Source organism: Amycolatopsis sp. NPDC059027, from assembly GCF_042739735.1.
GTDB lineage: Bacteria > Actinomycetota > Actinomycetes > Mycobacteriales > Pseudonocardiaceae > Amycolatopsis.
Window position 1 is genome coordinate 32,368 of record NZ_JBHYIK010000019.1, and the last position, 2,793, is coordinate 35,160.

Below are 2,793 nucleotides of genomic sequence, written 5' to 3' on the forward strand. Positions count from 1 at the left end.
GTGTTTTTTTTTCACTAATATATCTTGAGCGTGGGGGCGGGGGGGCGCGCGCCGGGCGGGGTCCGCTCGCCCTTGGGCCGCCCCCCCCCCCCCCCCCCCACCGCCGTCTCGCCGACGAGTTCGGGTTCGAACACCAGCTGGCCACCGAGGTGCTGCTCACGCTCAACCGGGCCTCCGGCATCGTCACCTACGACCTGGAGGCCAGCGTGCACCGGCCGAGTGGCCGGTCGTGGTCGGCGTTCCGGCTGCTGTTCGTCACCTGGCTCGCCGGGCCGCTGGAGGCGAAGAAGGCCGCCGAACTCACCGGGATGAGCCGTGCCGCGGTGTCGAACCTGGCCAAACCCCTGGTCGAGGACGGCCTGCTGGGCCGGGCGCCGAGCGAGAACGACGGACGCTCGGTGCTGCTGGCCCTCACCGAGCGCGGTGAGCGCGAGATGGTCGAGGTGTTCGAGCGGCAGAACCGCCGCGAGTACGAATGGACGAACGTGCTGACCGAGGCCGAGCAGCGCATCCTCGTCATGTTGCTGAACAAGCTCATCACCGACCGCGACCAGTTCGACGTGCGCGGCCGGACCTGAGCAGGAGGGGACCATCGGACCCTTGCGTCCCCCTCAGGTAGTAAATACCTTGACTACATCGCCCGAACCGGAGGAAGGATCTGCCCGATGAGCGTCTTTGCCGGGTTGCTCGACGACGCGGCGGTGTTCCCACCGGGACTCAAACCCCTGCCCGAGGCCGTGCCCGCCCACGCCCGGCATCTGCGTTCCCGCTACGCCGACATGGTCGGCCCGCTCGTTCTCGCCGCGCCCGCGCTGGACGGGCTGGGCGCGCTCCTCGACGGTCCGCTCGACCTCGCGGTGACCGCGCCGGCCGGGCCCGCGCAGCTGCCCGGCATGATGACCGCCGCCGCCGGACTGCCCGTCCGGCTCCAGGGCCTCGAAGTCGCGGCGCCGGAGGGAATGAGCGCCGCCGAGTTCTTCGGCGCGCTGGCCCCGGCGGGCGAAGTGCCCGTGTTCGTCGAGATCCCCCGTGACGAGCGTCGCGCGGAATTCATCGCGACCTGTGCGGAAACCGGCCGTCAGGCCAAGTTCCGCACCGGCGGTGTGCGCGCCGACCTGTACCCGGACGAAGCCGAGCTGGCCGCGGCGATCCGCGCGGTCGTGGCGGCCGGGGTGCCGTTCAAGGCGACCGCCGGGCTGCACCACGCGATCCGCAACACCGATCCGGAGACCGGATTCGAGCAGCACGGGTTCCTGAACCTGCTGCTGGCGACCGCGGCGGCGATGTCCGGCGCCGGCGACGCCGAGCTGGTCGCCGTGCTCGCCGAACGGGACGGCGGGAAGATCGCCGCCGGGGTGTCCACTGTGGATGGTTCGGTGCGCGAGCGGTTCCGGTCGTTCGGCACCTGCAGCGTCAACGAGCCCGTCACCGAGCTGGCGGCACTCGGCCTGGTACCGGCCGAGCTGGCCGAGGAAGAAGGAGAGACCGCGTGACCAGGATCGAAATCCCCTGGGATTCGTTGTTCGGCAAGGAAAACCTGCCTTACGGCGTGTTCTCCGCATCCGGCGCCGAGCCACGGGTCGGCGTGCGGGTCGGCGATTCCGTCGTCGACCTCGCCGTCGTGCTAGGCGACGACGTCTTCGCGCGGCCGACGCTGAACGCGTTCATGGCGCGGGGATACGACTTCTGGGTCGAGACGCGCCGCCGGATCACCGAGCTGGTCGGCGGGGACGTGCCGGACACGGCCGTGCACCCGGTGGGCGAGGTGCGGCTGCACCTGCCGGTGGAGGTCGCGGACTACGTCGACTTCTACGCCTCCGAACACCACGCCTCCAACCTCGGCAGGCTCTTCCGGCCGGACGCGGAACCGTTGCTGCCCAACTGGAAGCACCTGCCCGTGGGCTACCACGGCAGGGCGGGGACGGTCGTGGTCTCCGGCACCGGCATCGTGCGCCCGAACGGCCAGCGCAAGGCGCCGAGCGAGAGCGCGCCGACGTTCGGCGAGTGCCGCCGTCTCGACATCGAGGCCGAACTGGGCTTCATCGTCGGCACCGGCTCGCCGCTGGGTTCGGCCGTGCCCGCCGCGGAGTTCTCCCGGCGGGTGTTCGGCGCGGTGCTGGTCAACGACTGGTCGGCCCGCGACATCCAAGCGTGGGAGTACGTGCCGCTGGGCCCGTTCCTCGGCAAGAGCTTCGCGACCTCGATCTCGCCGTGGGTGGTGCCGCTGCTCGCGCTGGAGGCCGCGCGCGTGCCCACTCCCGTGCAGAGCCCGGAACCCTTGCCGTACCTGCGAGAGAGCGAGCCGTGGGGGCTGGACATCGACCTGTCGGTCTCGTGGAACGGCGAAGAGGTCTCCCGGCCACCGTACCGCTCGATGTACTGGTCGCCCGCCCAGATGCTGGCGCATCTGACGGTCAACGGCGCGTCGTCGCGGACCGGCGACCTGTACGCCTCGGGCACCATCTCCGGACCGGAGAAGGCACAGCGCGGCGCGTTCATCGAGCTGACCTGGGGCGGCAAGGAGCCGATCCTTGTGGGTGGCGAGGAGCGCACCTTCCTGGAGGACGGCGACGAGGTCGTCATCACGGCCACCGCCCCAGGCTCGGACGGCGCCAGGATCGGCTTCGGTGAGGTACGCGGCCGCATCCTCCCAGCACCGGGAAGCTGAAGGGGACTTTCCTCGCGCAGGATGAGCTGAAGGGGGGGTGTGGTCGCGGGGGGTGTTAGGTATCTCGCCCCGAACCCCGCCGGGGGGCGAAGGGGGGGGGAGGGGGTGGGCGGGGGCGCGCGAGG

3 protein-coding genes are annotated in these 2,793 nt (G+C 71.1%); all 3 read left to right on the forward strand.

The features are described from left to right. Positions 1 to 17 precede the first annotated feature (17 nt). Entirely contained in the window at positions 18 to 578 is a 561-nt protein-coding gene (locus ACFWY9_RS15475) for a MarR family winged helix-turn-helix transcriptional regulator (RefSeq protein WP_378339151.1), read from the forward strand. An 87-nt stretch (positions 579 to 665) separates the two neighbouring features. Beyond that, a complete protein-coding gene (locus ACFWY9_RS15480) occupies positions 666 to 1,493 on the forward strand; it encodes a hypothetical protein (RefSeq protein ID WP_378339112.1) in 828 nt (275 codons plus the stop codon). After that, positions 1,490 to 2,668, forward strand: coding sequence for a fumarylacetoacetase (gene fahA / locus ACFWY9_RS15485; protein ID WP_378339113.1), 1,179 nt, complete (start codon positions 1,490 to 1,492; stop codon positions 2,666 to 2,668). The genes ACFWY9_RS15480 and fahA overlap by 4 nt, the downstream gene beginning before the upstream one ends. Positions 2,669 to 2,793 lie beyond the last annotated feature (125 nt).